This is a genomic window from Paraburkholderia sp. MM5496-R1, assembly GCF_050436205.1.
In the GTDB taxonomy this organism is placed as follows: Bacteria; Pseudomonadota; Gammaproteobacteria; order Burkholderiales; family Burkholderiaceae; genus Paraburkholderia; species Paraburkholderia tuberum.
In genome coordinates, this window is record NZ_JBNDLT010000002.1 from 4,022,490 (window position 1) to 4,040,025 (window position 17,536).

11 protein-coding genes are annotated in these 17,536 nt (G+C 64.3%); 5 read left to right on the forward strand and 6 right to left on the reverse strand.

Annotation, left to right across the window (positions count from 1 at the left end; all coding sequences use genetic code 11):
- Positions 1 to 43: 43 nt before the first annotated feature.
- From OKW38_RS25810 to fixL, 4 genes are all read right to left on the reverse strand, one after another.
- Complete coding sequence (locus OKW38_RS25810) at positions 44 to 2,149, reverse strand: M3 family metallopeptidase (RefSeq protein WP_184057356.1); 2,106 nt, start codon at positions 2,147 to 2,149, stop codon at positions 44 to 46.
- A 318-nt stretch (positions 2,150 to 2,467) separates the two neighbouring features.
- On the reverse strand, positions 2,468 to 3,331 hold the full coding sequence (gene folD / locus OKW38_RS25815) for a bifunctional methylenetetrahydrofolate dehydrogenase/methenyltetrahydrofolate cyclohydrolase FolD (protein ID WP_090800818.1): 864 nt from the start codon (positions 3,329 to 3,331) through the stop codon (positions 2,468 to 2,470).
- A gap of 466 nt (positions 3,332 to 3,797) precedes the next feature.
- On the reverse strand, positions 3,798 to 4,442 hold the full coding sequence (gene fixJ, locus OKW38_RS25820) for an oxygen response regulator transcription factor FixJ (protein WP_018417512.1): 645 nt from the start codon (positions 4,440 to 4,442) through the stop codon (positions 3,798 to 3,800).
- Positions 4,439 to 6,955: an oxygen sensor histidine kinase FixL gene (gene fixL, locus OKW38_RS25825; protein ID WP_167368661.1), complete on the reverse strand. Its 2,517-nt coding sequence runs from the start codon at positions 6,953 to 6,955 to the stop codon at positions 4,439 to 4,441. The genes fixJ and fixL overlap by 4 nt, the downstream gene beginning before the upstream one ends.
- Before the next feature lie 275 nt (positions 6,956 to 7,230).
- Here fixL and aceE point away from each other — a divergent pair, with 275 nt between their 5' ends.
- From aceE to OKW38_RS25845, 4 genes are all read left to right on the forward strand, one after another.
- Positions 7,231 to 9,927, forward strand: a complete 2,697-nt coding sequence (gene aceE / locus OKW38_RS25830; protein ID WP_090800813.1) for a pyruvate dehydrogenase (acetyl-transferring), homodimeric type — start codon at positions 7,231 to 7,233, stop codon at positions 9,925 to 9,927.
- A gap of 83 nt (positions 9,928 to 10,010) precedes the next feature.
- Positions 10,011 to 11,663, forward strand: coding sequence for a dihydrolipoyllysine-residue acetyltransferase (aceF, locus tag OKW38_RS25835; protein ID WP_429363643.1), 1,653 nt, complete (start codon positions 10,011 to 10,013; stop codon positions 11,661 to 11,663).
- A gap of 131 nt (positions 11,664 to 11,794) precedes the next feature.
- Complete coding sequence (lpdA, locus tag OKW38_RS25840) at positions 11,795 to 13,573, forward strand: dihydrolipoyl dehydrogenase (protein ID WP_429363644.1); 1,779 nt, start codon at positions 11,795 to 11,797, stop codon at positions 13,571 to 13,573.
- A gap of 27 nt (positions 13,574 to 13,600) precedes the next feature.
- Positions 13,601 to 13,888, forward strand: a complete 288-nt coding sequence (locus tag OKW38_RS25845; protein ID WP_429363646.1) for a hypothetical protein — start codon at positions 13,601 to 13,603, stop codon at positions 13,886 to 13,888.
- A 3-nt stretch (positions 13,889 to 13,891) separates the two neighbouring features.
- On the opposite strand, the gene OKW38_RS25850 is transcribed toward OKW38_RS25845, so the two are convergent.
- Complete coding sequence (locus OKW38_RS25850; RefSeq protein WP_013089827.1) at positions 13,892 to 14,467, reverse strand: phasin family protein; 576 nt, start codon at positions 14,465 to 14,467, stop codon at positions 13,892 to 13,894.
- 748 nt (positions 14,468 to 15,215) lie between these two features.
- Between OKW38_RS25850 and pbpG the strand changes: the two genes are divergently transcribed.
- Positions 15,216 to 16,406: a D-alanyl-D-alanine endopeptidase gene (gene pbpG, locus OKW38_RS25855; RefSeq protein WP_429334825.1), complete on the forward strand. Its 1,191-nt coding sequence runs from the start codon at positions 15,216 to 15,218 to the stop codon at positions 16,404 to 16,406.
- A 142-nt stretch (positions 16,407 to 16,548) separates the two neighbouring features.
- Here pbpG and OKW38_RS25860 read toward each other — a convergent pair whose 3' ends face one another.
- On the reverse strand, positions 16,549 to 17,379 hold the full coding sequence (locus OKW38_RS25860) for an IclR family transcriptional regulator (RefSeq protein ID WP_090800805.1): 831 nt from the start codon (positions 17,377 to 17,379) through the stop codon (positions 16,549 to 16,551).
- Positions 17,380 to 17,536: the final 157 nt, after the last annotated feature.

The following is a 17,536-nucleotide window of genomic DNA, read 5'->3' on the forward strand; positions in this document are numbered from 1 at the left end:
CGCATCCAGGCCGAACGAACGATCATCGCGACGTTTCAATCGCTCAGTGCGCGGCACCCGGCGCCATGCCGTTATGCCGCAGCAGCGCATCGATATTCGGCTCGCGGCCACGGAACGCCTTGAACGATTCCATCGCCGGACGGCTGCCGCCCACTTCGAGAATCTCGCGACGATAACGCATGCCGGTCGACTGATCGAGCACGCTGCCCGCGGCTTGCGCGGCTTCCTCGAACGCCGCGTACGCGTCGGCCGACAGCACTTCGGCCCACTTGTAGCTGTAGTAGCCGGCCGCGTAACCACCCGCGAAAATATGGCTGAACGTATTCGGCCAACGCGAGAACGGCGCTTGCGGCACGACGTGGAAGCGTTCGTTGATTTCGCGCGCGAGTTCGTTGGCGCTCTTCGCGCCGTTCGCGTCGAAGCCGGTATGCAGTTGCATGTCGAACATCGAGAACACGATCTGCCGCAGCGTGCCGAGGCCGCTCTGGAAGTTCTTCGCGGCGAGCATCTTGTCGAACAGCTCGCGCGGCAGCGGCTTCGCGGTATCGACGTGCGAGGTCATGTCGGACAGCACGTCCCACTCCCAGCAGAAGTTCTCCATGAACTGCGAAGGCAGCTCGACCGCATCCCATTCGACGCCGTTGATGCCCGACACGCCGAGCTCATCGACGCGCGTGAGCATGTGATGCAAGCCATGGCCGAACTCATGGAACAGCGTGATCACTTCGTCGTGCGTGAAGCAGGCGGGCTTGCCGCCGACCGGCGCCGAGAAATTACAGGTCAGATACGCGACCGGCGTTTGCACCGCGCCATGCGCGAGCTTGTGACGGCCGCGTGCGTCGTCCATCCAGGCGCCGCCGCGCTTGCCTTCGCGTGCATACAGGTCGAGATAGAACTGCGCGACGAGGCCGCCGTCCTGATTCTCGACGCGGAAGAAGCGCACGTCCGGATGCCAGACGGCCGCTTCGTCGCGGCGGATGCGCACGCCGAACAGCGTCTCGGTGACCTTGAACAGGCCCTTGAACACCGCGTCTTCCGGGAAGTACTGCTTCACTTCGTTTTCCGAGAACGAATAGCGCTTCTGGCGCAGGCGCTCGGCGGCGAACGTCATGTCCCACGGCTGCAGATCGGTCATGCCGAGTTCGCTCGCGGCAAATTCGCGCAGCTCTTTCCAGTCCTGCTCGGCATGCGGACGCGCGCGCGTCGCGAGGTCTTCGAGGAAGGCCATTACCTGCGCCGGCGATTCGGCCATCTTCGGCGCGAGCGACACTTCGGCGAAGTTGCCGTAGCCGAGCATCTGCGCTTCTTCGGCGCGCAGCTTCAGTTCGTCGGCGAGCACCTGGGTGTTGTCCCACTCGGTCTTGCCGTTGCCGTATTGCGCGCCGAGCTCGGACGCGCGCGTCACGTATGCGCGATACATCGCTTCGCGCATCGGACGGTTTTCCGAGTACTGCATGACCGGGAAATAAGACGGGAAGTGCAGCGTGAACTTGTAGCCAGTCTTGCCGTCTCGCTCGGCGGCTTCCTTCGCGGCTTCGATCACGTCTTCGGGCAGTCCCGCCAGTTGCGTTTCGTTGCCCGCATCGACGATGTACGCATATGCGTTGGTCGCATCGAGCACGTGATCCGAAAACGCCTTCGACAGCGCCGCCTGGCGCTCCTGCAATTCGGCGAAACGCGGCTTCTGGTCTTCCGGCAACTCGGCGCCCGACAGACGGAAATCACGCAGCGCGTTGCTGAGGATCTTCTTGCGTTCGCCGTTCAGCGATGCGAATTCGTCGCTGGCGTTCAGTGCCTTGTACTTCTCGTAGAGCGCGAGATTCTGGCCGACGCTCGACCAGAACTCGGTCACGCGCGGCAGGTTCTCGCCGTACACGGCGCGTAGCTCGGGCGTATCGGCGACGGCATTGAGATGACCGATCACGCTCCACGCGCGCGACAGCGGCTCGGTGGCGCGCTCGACCGGTTCGACGACGTCGGCCCACGACGCGGGCGTGGCCGGCAACGCGGCACGCTCGACGGCGGCCGCCGCGTCGGCGAGCAGCACGTCGAGGGCGGGCGTCACGTGTTCGGGTCGGATGGAGCCAAAGCGCGGCAGATCGGAAAAATCGAGGAGCGGGTTGTCTTGATGCGTGGCGGTAGTGGACATAAGGCTTCCTGTCTGACGCGGGTGAAGGGGGCGGTGCGGCGCTCGCGCGTGCCGTCTCGTGCTGGGTCGCTCGACGCCCGGCGCATGGCGGCACCGGCTACGGACATTATTGGGGCGGGGGGCGCCGATTCCAATCCATCGGCTGACAAATTAACAGATGTTGCGGCGCGTTGGGCGCGCGTTGGGGCAGGCCGCGGGCCGCGGGATCCGGCGACGCGGTAAGGAGGCGGTGGCTCTGCGAGAGAGAAGGGCGGGTGATGATCCGGTGGACGAGACGGATGAGTCGCCTCACTCCGCCTCGCGCTCACCGCCCAGCGGTTACGCCTTGGCCGCGTCCGCCTCGCGCTCGGCCGCTTCGATCGTGTTGACGAGCAGCATCGTGATCGTCATCGGGCCGACGCCGCCCGGCACCGGCGTGATATGGCCGGCCACTTCCTTGACACCCGCGAAGTCGACGTCGCCGCACAGCTTGCCGGCGTCGTCGCGATTCATGCCGACGTCGATCACGGTCGCGCCCGGCTTCACCATGTCCGCGGTCAGGATGTTGCGCAGACCGGTCGCGGCGACCACGACGTCGGCGTTGCGCGTGTGCGCGGCCAGATCGCGCGTCTTGCTGTGGCAGATCGTGACGGTCGCGCCCGCTTCGAGCAGCAGCAGCGCCATCGGCTTGCCGACGATGTTCGAGCGGCCGATCACGACCGCGTTCGCGCCCTTCAGATCGATGCCGTAGGCCGCGAACATCTTCATCACGCCGTACGGCGTGCACGGACGGAACAGCGGCTGACCCGTCATCAGCGCGCCCGCATTGGCGACGTGGAAACCGTCGACGTCCTTCTCGGGCGCGATCGCCTCGATCACCTTGTGGCTGTCGATGTGCTTCGGCAGCGGCAGCTGCACGAGAATGCCGTGGATGGCCGGATCGCGATTCAGCTCGTCGATGCGCGCGAGCAGGTCGGCTTCGGGCAGATCGGCCGGATAGCGGTCGAACGACGAGCCGAGGCCGTTGTCGTGGCAGGCCTTCACCTTGTTGCGCACATACACTTCGCTGGCCGGATTGTCGCCGACCAGAATCACGGCGAGGCCCGGCTGATGACCGCGGGCGGTCAGGGCGGCGGCGCGCGCCGCGACGTCGGCGCGCAGGGTCTTGGAGAGGGCGAGGCCGTCGATCAGTTTGGCAGTCATGGTCGGTCGAACGTTGGGTCGAGATTGGGATCGGGAATCAGGTCGGGACAGACGGTTTGGCAGGCGGGGCGAAGCGCTCGCGCGGAGGGGCGCGCGACGGCGTGCTTCGGCTGGCTGACGGAGCCACGGAGCCACGGAGCCCCGTCGCCCTGCGACAGGCGCGCTGCCGGTTCGGGCAAGGCGCCGCTGCGAAGTCCGACATTATACCGGCGCGGGGGCGCGCTTTCGCAGTGGATTCGGGGCGCGCGGCGCGCGTGGGAGCGTCCGGGATGTGAGGCGGCGGCCCTGTGGCGGCGGTCCTGTGGCGGCCAGGAAGCGCACTGCGAGCGGCGGGGCAGGCCGCTCGCGCGCCACCCGCACGCCGGACTCGGCGTCGGTCAGGCAGTCGCGAACCGGCGACGCAACCGCCACGGATGGCGGCCACGTACCAACGGCCCCTCCGAACGAAAGGCCGCCCGTGCCTCTGTTACTGCGCCGTTTGCGGCTTGTTCGACAGCGCGAGTCGCAGCAGATCGGCGACCGTGTTGACGTTCAGCTTTTCCATGATGTTCGCGCGATGCGCTTCGACCGTCTTGATGCTGATGCCGAGGTCGTCGGCGATCTGCTTGTTCAGGCGGCCCGCGATGATCCGCTCGAGCACCTGATGCTCGCGCGCGGTCAACTTGCCGAGGCGCTCGGCCGCGGCGCGCTGCTGCTGGACGCTGGTGCTTTCGCTGCGTGCCTTGTTGAGCATGCGCTCGACGAGCTTGCGCAGTTCGGCTTCGTCGAACGGCTTTTCGATGAAGTCCATCGCGCCTTTTTTCATCGTCGACACCGCCATCGGCACGTCGCCGTGGCCCGTCACGAAGATGATCGGCAGCGACGCGTTGTCGGCGATCAGGCGTTCCTGCAACTCGAGCCCGCTCATGCCGGACATCCGCACGTCGAGGATCAGACACGCGATCTGGCCCGGATGCTGATGCGGCTGCCATGCGTCGATGAACTGCTCGGCGCTCGAGAAGCACTGAACGCGGTAGCCGTTCGCCTCCAGCAGCCAGCGCAGCGAATCTCGCACGGCCTCGTCGTCGTCGACGACAAAGACGGTTTCCTGTGTGGTGACTGGGCTGTTCATAGCTCTCCCGTAACGGTTTGTGGTATCGGCGCCTCGGACCCGCCGTTGCTCGGGCCGTCAGGCTCCCCAATGGGCAGACTGCAATGGAACGTGGCGCCCGTGATGTGGCCGTCGGATTCGACGTTGTTGACCACCCACAGACGGCCGCGGTGCGATTCGATAATCGAACGGCAAATGTTCAGCCCCATGCCCATGCCATCGGACTTGGTGCTGTAAAACGGTTCGAACAGACGCTCGGCGGTCGCTTCGTCGACGCCGGGCCCCTGGTCGACGACGCTGATGCAGACGAAGCCGCTCTCCAGTCGCACGACCACGCGGATGACTGGGTCGACCGCGTTCGGGCGCGCTTCGGCCATCGCCTCGACGCCGTTCTTCAGCAGGTTCACGAGCACCTGCTCGATCAGCACCGGATCGACGTAGATCACCGGCAGCCGCGAGCGCAGATCGGTAACGATGCGAATGCGCCGCTTCCTTGCCTCGATTTCGGCGAGACCCACCGCGTCCGCGACGATATCCGCGACCCGCGTGGCCTGCCGCTTCGGCTCGCTGCGCTTCACGAACTCGCGGATACGCTTGATGATCATGCCGGCACGCACCGCCTGCTGCGCGGTCTTTTCGAGCACCGGCAGCAGATTGTCGGGCGTCGTTCGACCGGATTTAACCAGTGCGACGGTTCCGGAGCAATAGTTATTGATGGCGGCGAGCGGCTGGTTCAGTTCGTGCGCGAGCGACGAGGCCATTTCACCCATCGTCATCAGGCGGCTCGTGAACTGCAGCTTCTCGTCCTGCTGGCGCGCGAGTTCCTGCGCGCGCTTGCGGGTCGTGATGTCGGTCGCGATCTGCATCTGCGCGAGATGGCCGTCGACCCACTGGATGTATTGGCGTCGCACCTCGAACCACTTCTGGATGCCGGGGATGTAGATTTCCTGCGCGTCGGCGGTGCTTTCGGTCAGCGCGGCGGCGGGCAGGCCGACGAAGGTGTCGACCATGTCGATCGAATCGGACGACGCCTGCGAGGCGTCGAAGCCGCCGCCCGCGAGTTCGAGGTGGCCGTCCGGGCGGATGCCGAACAGATGCCGGTAATAGCGGTTCGCGAACAGCAGCTCGGCTTCGTCGGCGGCGAGCACGGACACTGCCGCGTCGAGGCTTTCGAGCACGGTCGTGAAGCGTTCGTGGGCGGCGGCGAGCTCTTCGCGCGCGCGCTTCGGCTCGGTGATGTCGGTCATCGACGACATCCAGCCGGTCTGGCGGCCCGAGCTGTCGATCAGCGGCGACACGTAGAGCCGCGCGTGGAACGTCGAGCTGTCCTTGCGCCGCACGCGCAGCTCGAAGCCGGACGAGGGCGCCTTGCCGCGCAGCGTCATGTCGAGCTGACGCTGCATCTCGGGGTACGCGTCGCGCGGCCAGTAGGCGAACGGCGCGCTCTTGCCGACGAGGTCGCTTTCGTCCCAGCCGGTCATGCGGCAGAACGCCGGGTTCACGTGCGTGATGCGGCCGTGCATGTCGAGCACGCGCATGCCGATCAGGACGGAGTTTTCCATCGCGCGGCGGAAAAACGCTTCCGCGTAGAGCGCCTGCTGCGCCTCGAAGCGCTGGCGCGTGTGCTTCCACAGACTCCACAGGCTCCACAGTACGAAGCAGGAGAGGCCGGCCACCAGCCACACCAGCGTGTTGTTCGTGAAGTTGGTGATCTGCGGGAACGCGTACACGCGCACCGAAATGCCCTGGCCCGGCGGGTCGAGCGGCAGGTCGTAGAACATGTCGCGCGGCAGGCGCGGGCGGGTCGACGTGGTGGTCAACTCGCGGTTGTTCGCGTCGATGATCGAGATCTTGTATTTGGCCGACAGCTCGGGCGGGATGTCGCGCTTCAGAATGCCTTCCACCGAGAACACCGCGGCGATGGTGCCGAGGAAATCGCGGTCGCGGAAGATCGGCGTTTGCAGCGTGATGAAGCCGTTGCCGAGGTCGTCGTAGATGAGCGGCGAGTACACCTGGCGGCGCGTGTTGCGCGCCTCGGCGAAGCCGGCCTTGACAGCTTCGTCCATCTGCGCGTCGTTCGGACGCGCGAGCCGCTGGCCGAGCACCGGCGGCGCGGCGTTGGGCCAGCGCGGCTGCTGCTGGCCCGTGTACCAGTTCATGTAGAGGATCTCAGGATGCCCCTGCATGATGTCCGTGGTGCTCACCTGGAACGAATGCTCGTCGGCATGGCCGGCGGCGAGGTCGCGCGCGAGTGCCTGGATCTGCTCTTGCGCGCCCGTCATCGACAGGCGGATCTGCTGCTGCGCCCACGCGACGTTGCGGTACAGCGTGTCTTCCTGCTGTTGCTGCTCGCGCCGGTTCAGACTCCACAGAATCAGGCTCATGACGACCAGGAACACCAGGATCGACAGGAGCGGCGTCAGCAAATAGGAATTGGACCACCAGGGTCCGTGGTGCCAGCGCGAGGACGGCGACGAATCCGCCGGCGAACCCGCGGTGCGCGCCGAGCGAGAGAAGAGCCGTTCGGTCAACATGCGTGGCATTGTAGCTCAGCACGTCCCCGACAAATGGCGCAAAAAAGCACGGAAAGTGCAGTTAATCGGCGCAAACTAGCCGGCGGATCAGTCGATCGGCAGTCAAACTAGGTTGCGTCGCAGCAATTTTCCGCATTATGAGAATTGATCTCGTAATTTGAAAATTTGGTTGCGCTGACGTCGGGACCCTTATTACAATCGGCCGGAGCTGCCGCGGCCATTCCTGCGTCCGCGTCGTCTGTTCAAAGTGCGTTCCCCATACCCAGGAGACGAGCATGTCCGCTGTACCCGACGAAGTCATGAAATATGTCGCCGCCGATAAAGACGACGATCCCCAGGAAACCGGCGAATGGCTGGAAGCGCTGGATGGCGTGATTTCTGCAGTAGGCCCTGACCGTGCCCACTACCTGATCGAAAAACAGATCGAATTCGCACGCGTGCACGGCGAACATCTGCCGTTCTCCGCTAACACCCCTTACATCAACACGATTCCGGTCGCGCGCCAGGCCAAGAACCCCGGCGACCAGGACATCGAACACCGTATCCGCTCGTACACCCGCTGGAACGCGATGGCGATGGTGCTGCGCGCCGGCAAGGAAACCAACGTCGGCGGCCACATCGCGTCGTTCGCATCGGCCGCCACGCTGTACGACGTCGGCTATAACCACTTCTGGCACGCACCGTCGGCCGAGCACGGCGGTGACCTCGTGTTCGTGCAGGGCCACTCGTCGCCGGGTGTCTACTCGCGCGCGTTCCTGCTCGGTCGCCTGACCGACAAGCAGCTCGACAACTTCCGCCAGGAAGTCGGCGGCGAGGGCATCTCGTCGTATCCGCATCCGTGGCTGATGCCGGACTTCTGGCAATTCCCGACCGTGTCGATGGGCCTGGGCCCGATCATGGCGATCTACCAGGCGCGCTTCATGAAGTACCTGCAGGCGCGCGGCATCGCGAAGACCGACGGCCGCAAGGTCTGGGCCTTCCTCGGCGACGGCGAAACGGACGAGCCGGAATCGCTCGGCGCGATCGGCATGGCCGGCCGCGAGCGTCTGGACAACCTCGTGTTCGTGATCAACTGCAACCTGCAGCGTCTCGACGGTCCGGTGCGTGGCAACGGCAAGATCATCCAGGAACTCGAAAGCGAATTCCGCGGCGCCGGCTGGAACGTCATCAAGGTCATCTGGGGCAGCCGCTGGGATGCGCTGTTCGCGCGCGACAAGTCGGGCGCGCTGATGCGCCGCATGATGGAAGTCGTCGACGGCGAGTACCAGACGTACAAGTCGGAGTCGGGCGCGTTCGTGCGCGAACACTTCTTCAACACGCCGGAGCTGAAGGCGCTGGTCGCCGACTGGTCCGACGACGACATCTGGAATCTGAACCGCGGCGGCCATGATCCGCACAAGATCTACGCGGCGTTCACGGAAGCGACGAATTCGAAGGGCCAGCCGACCGTCATCCTCGCGAAGACGATCAAGGGCTACGGCATGGGCGAAGCCGGCCAGGCGATGAACATCACCCACCAGCAGAAGAAGATGCAGGTGGAGCAGCTGAAGAAGTTCCGCGACCAGTTCCGTCTGCCGATCACGGACGAGCAGATCGTCGACGTGCCGTACCTGACGTTCGAGGAAGGCTCGAAGGAACTCGAATACATGCGCCAGAAGCGCATGGACCTCGGCGGCTATCTGCCGGCGCGTCGTCAGAAGGCCGAGTCGCTGCCGGTGCCGGAACTGTCGGCATTCGAGCCGCTGTTGAAGGGCACGGGCGAAGGCCGCGAGATCTCCACGACGATGGCGTTCGTGCGGATCCTGAACATCCTGCTGAAGGACAAGACGCTCGGCAAGCGCGTCGTGCCGATCGTGCCGGATGAATCGCGTACGTTCGGCATGGAAGGTCTGTTCCGTCAGATCGGTATCTGGAATCAGGACGGCCAGAAGTACGTGCCGGAAGATTCCGACCAGCTGATGTTCTACCGCGAGTCGGAGACCGGTCAGATCCTGCAGGAGGGCATCAACGAAGCCGGCGGCATGGCCGACTGGATCGCGGCCGCGACGTCGTACTCGACGCACGGCGAGATCATGATCCCGTTCTACATCTTCTACTCGATGTTCGGCTTCCAGCGCATCGGCGACCTCGCATGGGCCGCTGGCGACATGCGCTCGCGCGGCTTCCTGCTGGGCGGCACGGCGGGCCGCACGACGCTGAACGGCGAAGGCCTGCAACACGAAGACGGCCACTCGCTGATGTGGGCGGCTTCGGTGCCGAACTGCATCAGCTACGACCCGACGTTCGGCTACGAACTCGCGGTCATCGTGCAGGACGGTCTGCGCCGCATGGTCGCCGACCAGGAAGACGTCTACTACTACGTCACCGTGATGAACGAGAACTACGAGCACCCGGCGATCCCGCAGGGCGAGACCGTGGCGGCCGACATCATCAAGGGCATGTACTCGTTCAGCAAGACCGCAGCCGATAAAAAGGCGCCGCACGTGCAACTGATGGGCGCGGGCACGATCTTCAACGAAGTGATCGCCGCGGCCGACCTGCTGAAAAACGACTGGGGCGTCAACGCCGACCTGTGGAGCGTGCCGAGCTTCACCGAGCTCGCGCGCGAAGGTCACGAAGTGCAGCGCTGGAACCTGTTGCACCCGACCGAAGAGAAGAAGCTGTCGCACGTCGAGAAGCTGTTGAAGGATGCGCCGGGTCCGGTCATCGCATCGACCGACTACGTGCGCGCGCTGAGCGAGCAGATCCGCGCGTTCGTGCCGCAGAAGTTCGTCGTGCTGGGCACTGACGGCTACGGCCGTTCGGACACGCGCGAGAAGCTGCGTCACTTCTTCGAAGTCGATCGCTACTGGGTCACGGTCGCCGCGCTGAACGCGCTGGCGGACGAAGGCACGATCGAACGCAAGGTGGTCGCCGAGGCGCTCAAGAAGTACAACCTTGATCCCGCCAAACCCAACCCGATGACCGTCTAAGGCATCACCCGTGTGCCACGATGCACGCGCTTGCTCCTCATCGCGAGGGGCCGGCGGCGTGCGCGGCCCAGGAGACACTAACAATGAGTCAAGCGATCGAAGTCAAGGTGCCGGACATCGGCGATTACAAGGACGTCCCTGTGATCGAGGTGCTGGTGAAGGCGGGTGACACCGTCGAAAAAGAGCAATCGCTCGTTACGCTGGAATCCGACAAGGCGACGATGGACGTGCCGAGCTCGGCCGACGGCGTCGTCAAGGAAGTGAAGGTCAAGGTCGGCGATGCGGTGTCCGAAGGCACGCTGATCATCGTGCTCGAAGGCGCCAACCCCGCTGCCGCGGCGCCCGCGCCGGCTGCCGCACCGGCTCCTGCTCCTGCGCCGGCGGCCGCTCCCGCTGCGGCGCCCGCACCCGCGGCGGCAGGCGGTGGCGTGCAGGAAATCAAGGTGCCGGATATCGGCGACTACAAAGACGTTCCCGTGATCGAGATCGCGGTGAAGGTAGGCGATCGTGTCGAGAAGGAACAGTCGCTCGTCACGCTCGAATCCGACAAGGCGACGATGGATGTGCCCAGCTCGGCCGCCGGCGTCGTCAAGGAAGTGAAGGTGAAGGTTGGCGATACCGTGTCGGAAGGCTCGGTCATCGTCGTGATCGAAGCGGAAGGCGGCGCTGCCCCGGCACCCGCGCCGGCACCGGCCGCGAAGGCGCCGACTGAAAAGCCGTTCGACGCGCCGGCCACGCCGACCCCGGCACCGGCCGCGCCGTCCGCGCTCGCGCAGGCGCCGCTGATCCCGGCTGGAGAAGGCGGCTCGCGTCATCCGAGCCATGCGTCGCCGTCGGTGCGCAAGTTCGCGCGCGAACTCGGGGTGGACGTCGGCCAAGTGAAGGGCACCGGTCCGAAGGGCCGCATTACGCAGGCCGACGTGACCGCGTTCGTGAAGGGCGTGATGACGGGCCAGCGCGCGGCGCCGGCTGGTGCGGCCGCGCCGGCCGCCGGCGGTGGCGAGCTGAATCTGCTGCCGTGGCCGAAGGTCGACTTCACGAAGTTCGGTCCGATCGATCCGAAGCCGTTGTCGCGTATCAAGAAGATCTCGGGCGCGAACCTGCATCGCAACTGGGTCATGATTCCGCACGTCACGAACAACGACGAAGCGGACATCACCGAGCTCGAAGCGCTGCGCGTCAAGCTGAACAAGGAACACGAGAAGGCGGGCGTCAAGTTCACGATGCTCGCGTTCGTGATCAAGGCCTGCGTGGCGGCCCTGAAGAAATTCCCGACCTTCAACGCGAGCCTCGACGGCGACAACCTGGTGTTCAAGCAGTACTACCACATCGGTTTTGCCGCTGACACGCCGAACGGCCTCATGGTGCCGGTGATTCGCGACGCGGACAAGAAGGGCCTCGTCGACATCGCGAAGGAAATGGCCGACCTGTCGAAGGCCGCGCGCGAGGGCAAGCTGAAGCCGGACCAGATGCAGGGCGGCTGCTTCTCGATCTCGTCGCTGGGCGGTATCGGCGGCACGCACTTCACGCCGATCATCAATGCGCCTGAAGTCGCGATTCTCGGCCTGTCGCGCAGCGCGATGAAGCCGGTGTGGGACGGCAAGCAGTTCGAGCCGCGCCTGACCATGCCGCTGTCGCTGTCGTACGACCATCGCGTGATCGACGGAGCGGAAGCCGCGCGCTTCAACGCATACCTCGGTTCGATTCTTGCCGATTTCCGGCGTGTGATTCTTTGACCGGCTGGTGAGGTCCGCCGGCGCGGGCGCGGATGGTTTCGACCGATCCGCGTCGCGCCGTCCGCGCGTTCGCGTGCGCTGTGCGCGTCGAAGGCGCCGCTCATCATCGATCAATAAGAGAAGGGGACACCATGAGTCTCGTCGAAGTAAAAGTGCCGGACATCGGTGACTTCAAGGACGTCGACGTCATCGAAGTCAACATCAGGCCGGGCGACACCATCGAAAAAGAGCAGTCGCTGCTGACGCTCGAATCCGACAAGGCGTCGATGGAAGTGCCGAGCGATACCGCCGGCACCGTCAAGGAAGTGCGTATCAAGCCGGGCGACAAGGTCTCGCAGGGCACGGTCATCGCGCTCGTCGAGGCAACGGCGGGCGGCGCGGCTACGGCCGCTGCGGAGCCGAAAGCGCCGGAGAAGGCGGCTCCCGCGCCGGCGCCTGCCGCTGCGGCGCCGAAGGCCGCCGCACCGGCTGCGCAAGCCGGCAGCTATTCGGGCAGCGCCGACATCGAGTGCGACATGCTCGTGCTCGGTTCGGGCCCCGGCGGTTATTCGGCCGCGTTCCGCTCCGCCGACCTCGGCATGAAGACCGTGCTGGTCGAGCGTTATCCGACGCTCGGCGGCGTGTGTCTGAACGTCGGCTGCATCCCGTCGAAGGCGCTGCTGCACACCGCGCTCGTCATCGACGAAGCGGCTGATCTTGCCGCCCACGGCATCACGTTCGGCAAGCCGCAGATCGATCTCGACAAGCTGCGCGATTTCAAGTCCGGCGTGGTCAAGAAGCTGACCGGCGGTCTCGCCGGCATGGCGAAGGCGCGCAAGGTCGAAGTGGTGGTCGGTACGGGTGCGTTCGTCGATCCGAACCACATGGAAGTGCAGACCGAGGGCGGCAAGAAGGTCGTCAGGTTCGACCAGGCGATCATCGCAGCGGGCTCGGAAGCGGTGAAGCTGCCGTTCATTCCGGAAGATCCGCGGGTGGTCGATTCGACCGGCGCGCTCGAACTGCGCCAGATTCCGCAGCGCATGCTCGTGATCGGCGGCGGCATCATCGGTCTCGAAATGGCAACCGTGTACTCGACGCTCGGCGCGAACATCGACGTGGTCGAAATGCTCGACGTCCTGATGGCCGGCGCGGACCGCGATCTGGTCAAGGTCTGGGAGAAGTACAACAGCAAGCGTTTCGCGAACGTGATGCTGAAGACCAAGACGATCGCCGCCGAAGCGAAGGACGACGGCATCTACGTGTCGTTCGAGGGCGAGCAGGCGCCGGCCGAGCCGCAACGCTACGACCTCGTGCTGGTGGCCGTCGGCCGCTCGCCGAACGGCAAGCGGATCGGCGCGGAAAAGGCCGGCGTCGCGGCGACGGATCGCGGCTTCATCGAAGTCGACAGGCAACAGCGCACGAATGTGCCGCACATCTTCGCGATCGGCGACATCGTCGGTCAGCCGATGCTTGCGCACAAGGCCGTGCACGAAGGCCACGTGGCGGCGGAAGCCGCGCATGGCGAGAAGGCGTACTTCGACGCGCTGCAGATTCCGTCGGTGGCCTACACCGATCCGGAAGTGGCTTGGGCCGGCAAGACGGAAGACCAGCTGAAAGCCGAAGGCGTCAAGTTCGGCAAGGCGGTGTTTCCGTGGGCCGCATCGGGTCGCGCGATCGCCAACGGTCGCGACGAGGGCTTCACGAAGCTGCTGTTCGATGAGGAAACGCATCGCGTGATCGGCGGCGGTATCGTCGGTCTGAACGCGGGCGACCTGATCAGCGAAGTCTGTCTCGCGATCGAGATGGGCGCGGACGCAACGGATATCGGCAAGACGATCCATCCGCATCCGACGCTCGGCGAATCGATCGGCATGGCGGCGGAGTTGTATGAAGGCGTCTGTACCGATCTGCCGCCCGTCAAGAAGAAGTAACGCGGTGCGCCGCGCCTGCGTGACGACATGCGGGCGCGGCAAAGCCGGTCGAGCCGTACGGCAAAGAAAAACGGCGCGCTCCATGGCGGAGCGCGCCATTTCTGTTTTCGTGGCGGCCAGTGGCGGGCAAAAAAATCCCGGCTTGGCGGCCGGGCAAACGATACGCCATTGCAACGTATCGGAGCGTTCGGCTCATCAAACCGTATAAGCGGCAACGGCACGACGCTGTTGCTTGCGATAACGCCGGCGCAGCGCATAGGCTGGGCCGGCGTGAAAGACGACGCAAGGCATAAAGCCTGGCGTGTTGACGCGTGAAGCTTAGACGGCCTTCTTGGCGGCGGCGCGCGATGCTTGCGCAGCGGCTTGCGAAGCTGCCTTCGAAGCGGCCGTTGCAGCTGCGTTGAAGTTGCTTTCGGCGATTTCGACAGCCTGGCGGGTTGCCTTGTGGACCGTTTCGTACGTGGTGTTGGCGGCGGTGATAGCCGACTTCATCACGGCGACAGCGGTTTCCGAACCGGCCGGCGCGTTCTTGGCGACGTTTTCGACGAGCGCCTGAACCTTGCGGTTTTGCTCTTCGAATTGCGCTTCCGCGACGCGGGTGAATTCACCCTGCGTTGCCGAAACGATTTCGTACACATGGCGGCCATACGACAGCGCCTTTTCAGCCACCGGCTGGGCGAGGCTTGCTTGCAGTGCCAGCAGTTCCTGCGCATCCTTCACGGACAGCGCGCGTTGGGCATTTTCCTGGCTTTCGGCGAGCGTCGACTTCACAACTTGCAGGTTCAGCTCGACCAGCTTTTCGACACCTTCAAATGCTTTGGTCGTCAGGCCGAACAGGGTTTCGAAGTTGGCTTTCTGGGCTGCGGCGAATTGCTCAGGGGTCAGCAGAGTCATGGTTTACGCTCCTGGATTGCGGCCGGTCTGTGCGGACCGCATTGGGTGGGTGGCGAGACGCAGATTTATCGTCTCCCCGGACCGCGATGTTTTGTGCATCGCAGCAATGGTTCCCATTTTAGGATGCCCACAAGGAATGTCAAGCGCTTTTTGTGCATCGCACAATGTCAAGAAAATGGCGACAAAACAACAGGTTATACAGTAGGCATGTCATTAACATGACGCGGAACGATTGCTCGTTGCACCGTGCTGGTGCGACATAAACCAACCGTTTAGCAGGCCGTCGGGAGATTATTTTTTCGTGTGGCAGCAATTCGCCCCTGAAAAACCGATCATCATCAATTCGATGTAAACCATAAGATGACAAGGAACGTTAAAGAACGATGGCAGTCGAACGCGCGTTAGCGACTTTCGTCGGACACTTAAAAAAGTCCGTCGCACGCTCGCAACGCCTTCATGGCGCGGCGCAGTAGTTTCCGCCTGTGCTCTGACAGTATTTCCCCGAATCAAGGTTGTCTCAAAATTGCCGTTATCCTGCAATGATCTGCTCGATTGGGCCGGGCGGCGATGGCGAGGCTTGCTGGCGCGACGATCGTTTTTTTTCGATCGAGGCGCGGCACTTATTCGTGTTTTCGCGATCGGAGCTGACAAGCCGGTTTAAGGAGCGCGTATAAGTGCTTCAAATTGCTAATTTTTCGTTGCTTTACTACACTTGCGGAAACCTCTCGCCGCTCCCTATCGAACACCCATGAAAACCGACATGTTTTCGTCGCTAAAAGTGCTCCACGGCGCGGCGCGCAGCACCGCTCTATCGGTGGCCGTCTCGCTGGCCGTCGCAGCGGCGTTCGCTACGCCTGTCAGCACTTTTGCAGCTACGTCTGCTGCATCCGCAAACACTTCCAAACACGCTAAAACTGCCAGGAAGCCTGCGCAGGCGGCCGCCACCGGAAAGGTGCCGAGCCATGCGGCGAAAGCCGGCAAGGGTGAGGCCGTCAAAGCCGCTGCGGCGGATGAAGATGCCCCGCACGCCGGCGTCAAACGCAAGCGCGTCACGTTCACGGCGAACGGCCGACACCGTTCGGTGATGCGACGCGTCGCGTACGAGCCGCGCCAGCCGAGCGTCGGCCAGGCGTTTGGTCTGCACGAGACGCCGGACGCGCTGATGCTGCGCTCGAGCGTCGCCTATGTGATCGACCAGAACAGCGGCGAGACGCTGTTCGACAAGAACTCGCGCGCGGTGGTACCGATCGCATCGATCAGCAAGCTGATGACGGCGATGGTGGTGCTCGATTCGAAAGAGCCGATGACCGATCAGATCGAAGTCACCGACGAAGACCGCGACTACGAGAAGAACACCGGTTCGCGTCTGTCGGTGGGCTCGGTGCTGTCGCGCGAGGACATGCTGCACATCGCGCTGATGGCGTCGGAAAACCGCGCGGCGGCGGCGCTGTCGCGCTACTACCCGGGCGGCCGTCCGGCGTTCCTCGCGGCGATGAACGCGAAGGCCAGGCAGCTCGGCATGAACGACACGCACTTCGAGAACCCGACCGGTCTGACGAGCATGAACGTGTCGAGCGCGCGCGATCTCGTGAAGATGGTCAACGCGGCGTATCAGTACCCGTTGATCCGCAAGTTCTCGACCGATCACAGCTATGAGGTGTACACCGGCAAGCGCACGCTCGCGTACAACAGCACGAACGCGCTGGTGCGCAACCCGACGTGGGACATCGGTCTGCAGAAGACCGGCTTCATCAACGAAGCGGGCGAGTGTCTCGTGATGCAGGCGACCATCCACGGCCGGCCGATGATCCTGGTGCTGCTCGATTCGTCGGGCAAGTACTCGCGTTTCGCGGACGCGACGCGTCTGCGTACGTGGCTCGACAACGGCGGCGACCAGCCGCGTATCACGAGCGCCGATGCCGGCGGTCCGGGTACCTGAAGCCGCAACGCATACTCAGCCGGTGGTAGTCAGTCCGGCTGCAGCTGACGGGCAAAGAAAAAGCCTCGCGGATGCGAGGCTTTTTTCATGGCGCCGGCGGGAGGGCAAAGGGTGCACGGCGGTTGGGCGGCCGCCCCCTTTACTAATGCTGGCCGTGCGAGCCATGTGAGCCGTGCCCGCCGTGCGCATGGTCCTGCTGCGGCTGCGGGCGGTAGCCGAGCGATTCCGAAATCATCAACGCGGTCTGGCTCAACTGCCCGAGCCATGAATCCTGCAAACGATCGGCCGGCGCCGACAGCGACAGCCCCGCGACCAGCTTGCCGGTATCGTCGTAGATGCCGGCGGCGATGCAGCGCACGCCCAACTCCAGTTCCTCGTTGTCGCGCGCGCAGGCCTGCTGGCGCACATGCGACAGCTCGCGCTCGAGTTTCGCGAGATCGGTGATGCTGTTCTGCGTGTGGCCCGACAGACCGGTGCGTGTTGCGTAGGCACGCACGCGGGTGGCTTCGTCGGCCGCGAGGAACAGCTTGCCGACCGAGGTCAGATGAAGCGGAGCGCGCCCGCCGATCGCCCGCACCACCTGCATGCCCGAGCGCTCCGAATACGCGCGTTCGATATAGACGATTTCGTCGCCCTGACGCACCGACAGGTTCACGGTCTGCCCGGTTTCGCGGTGCAGCTCGCGCATCGGCGTGAGCGCCGCGTCGCGCACCGACAGGCGCGCCTTGACGAGATTGCCCAGTTCGAGCAGGCGCATGCCAAGACGGTAGGTGCCGGGGTCCGAACGGTCGACCAGCCGGCACATCACCATATCGTTCAGGATGCGGTGCGCGGTGGATGGATGCAGCTCCGTGCGGATGGCCAGTTCTTTCAGGCTGACCGGGTCGCTATGCGCCGCCAGTGCGTCGAGCAGGCGCATCATGCGCTCGATCACCTGGATCGAAGTTTTGGGATCCGGGTTCGTATCGCTCATATGAGAATCGGTGGATGCGTCAAACAGCGAAAACTGATTGTATCTCGTATTGTGAAAAAAGCGAACGCTTCGAGGCGCGCTTCCAACCCGGCGCGGCGTGCTTCCTATGCCTTCCGGCCGTTGGTATTGCACCGGCAAACAGCGGATAATCAGGGAC